Annotated in this window: 1 protein-coding gene and 1 pseudogene; both read left to right on the top strand. The window is 40.6% G+C overall.

Features of this window, described 5'->3' with window-relative positions; all coding sequences use genetic code 11:
- Positions 1–113: pseudogene (locus tag H8K38_RS18170) on the top strand (IS5/IS1182 family transposase); the annotation flags it as partial.
- A gap of 202 nt (positions 114–315) precedes the next feature.
- On the top strand, positions 316–714 hold the full coding sequence (locus tag H8K38_RS18165) for an MbcA/ParS/Xre antitoxin family protein (protein WP_255423078.1): 399 nt from the start codon (positions 316–318) through the stop codon (positions 712–714).
- Positions 715–1,879: the final 1,165 nt, after the last annotated feature.

Here is a 1,879-nt window from a genome sequence, read left to right as displayed (position 1 = left end):
CGTTTGCGCGTTTAAAGCAGTATCGGGCGCTGGCAACCCGGTTTGATAAATTGAAGCGAAATTATGAAAGTGTCGTCGCCATGGCCTGTGCTTTTTTATGGCTGCCTATGTGAAACGTCAACAGACCCTAAATGGGGAAATATTTATTTTTCATCGCCAAGAAGTGAGCTTCACTCGTGGTTTGGTTGTACCGCAGAAAATCTGCGGAAGTACAGACCATCTGATGGCAACGGTAGTGTTTTTTCATCTGAGAATGTGAGATCAATATCCAAATATCTACTAGAATAAATATAAAGAACAGATATGGATCTTTCTATGAGCACAACTGCGGTTAATCCAAAACCAGAATCACAACAATTATCTGCTATTGGTCTTAAGACCTTTTTCAACATCGCATCCGCATGGAAGTTGAAGAATGATCAGGAGATGATTTTACTGGGTTCGCCAAGTTGCTCTAATTTTTATAACTGGAAGCGGAATCCATCTGCTGCCAATCTCAACCGGGATACGCTGGAGCGTATTTCTTATATTTTAGGAATATACAAAGCACTGCAGATTCTATTGCCAGATCCTAAAGCAGCCGACGAATGGATTTCGAAGCCAAACGCAGAAGCTATATTCGGAGGAGAGTCTGCCTTGGCCAGAATGTTGTCTGGCAATGTGTCCGACTTGTTCGTGGTACGGCAATACCTCGATGCTATTCGGACAGGATGAATGATCCAATGGTGTGCATTCACTAGAAGCCAGAATAGTGCAGGAGATAACGCACTATAAATCTTTAATTTTGTTGCAAAGTGCGTCAAATTCCGCTTTCACTGCTTGCCTGAAATCTTCCCGAGAGGGGCGGTTGTTCTCATCCGAAAAAATATCTTTCAACTCCAAGCTTCTCGTATCCATCATCGCCACCGCATATTCCAAAAAGCTGTTATCGCCTTCTGGCGGCCTCAGTCCATGTCCGGCCCACGCTGCAATGGTGCGAGATTTGATGGATTTTTGTGGTCATCCATACTTAACTACTTCAGACACAGGTGTCAGATAAAAGTAAAAATAACTTGTAACGCGTAGAGTTCTTAAGACTTAGTTTCTTAGAATTCCAAAAAACTCAAAATTTAACATCTCATTGAACAATTTATAGGATTTAATCCTTCATCTCACCTTTTTGGCAATTGAGGGCTCTGTTGCAATAACCGATATTTTTATCGTTAGAACACTCGAGTGAACTGAAGTGGGATACTTTGTCTTCCCAAATTGGGTGAGTTTTACTTCAATAGATGAACTCCGATAAAAAGGGACGAAATGTATTTCAACAGAAAAATTCAGAGTTAGCTGAACAAAATTCAGAGTTAAGTGAATTTCGAAATTAAGTGTTTGATTTTCAATGGAAAAGAGACCCTGCGACATTTACCTCGGAAAAAGTATAGCTCAAAAATGAACTAATTTTACTATGTTGATTATTAGGATAATCAACTTGGTTTTAAGTGGAAAAAAATAGGAGGGCGGTCAAATTGGTTAAGTTTGCCCATCCCCCAAAAATGTAAAGTTAGCGTCAAAAATTACTATTGATTAATTCGCTGAGCGCTATTTTTCAACATTTTTAGACCACTACATACCGTTCCTTTTACATTTTTGGGGGGAATATTCTGTCATCGTGGTGGGACGTCTTCGCTATCTTTTGTAGTGTTAAGCCAATATGCCGGATCCAGATACAACTCCGCCAACGCTTCGATGTCCAGCTTAGAGCCGCTCGGTGTAGAGGGTCGGCCGGGATTCCTTAAAATTCCGCAGGAATGCATTTAACTCACTGATTTAATTGAGATATTTCGACTTTTTTAAACGCCAATTAAATGGACGATTCGCTATTGCTTCCCTAGTCCAGTCC

This window comes from Undibacterium sp. FT79W, from assembly GCF_014284215.1.
GTDB classification, from domain to species: Bacteria; Pseudomonadota; Gammaproteobacteria; order Burkholderiales; family Burkholderiaceae_D; genus Undibacterium; species Undibacterium aquatile.
This window is presented reverse-complemented; position numbering and strand designations above follow the sequence as displayed.

What these genes read in the sequence shown, in the direction of transcription:
- H8K38_RS18165 (WP_255423078.1), top strand. Translation starts at nt 316, where the DNA reads ATGAGCACAACTGCGGTTAATCCAAAACCAGAATCACAACAATTATCT.